This is a genomic window from Bradyrhizobium sp. LeoB3, assembly GCF_055456055.1.
On the sequence record NZ_JBVBEF010000504.1, the window covers coordinates 1 to 205 of the forward strand.

A 205-nucleotide genomic window follows, 5' to 3' on the forward strand; every position below is an offset into this window, starting at 1 on the left:
TCATCCAAAGGCCACCAGCCTGATCGAGGAAGCTGGCGACCTGCGAAGAGATGCGGCCAAACCGCGTTCCGCCGCCGTTTGACCGACCAGAATATGAACCTGGCCACGCTCGGCAATGCGATAAATGGGCTCAGGAACGGTCAGCTCGGGGGCAAGGATTTGTTCCCAATAACCAGAAATCTCAAGCAGCGCGTGCCGCAGATAG

1 pseudogene is annotated in these 205 nt (G+C 58.0%); it reads right to left on the reverse strand.

Going from position 1 to position 205, the window contains the following annotated elements:
• Window positions 1–76 (reverse strand): annotated as a pseudogene (locus ACZXDY_RS46825) (NAD(P)H:quinone oxidoreductase); the annotation flags it as partial.
• Between the last annotated feature and the right edge of the window lie 129 nt (window positions 77–205).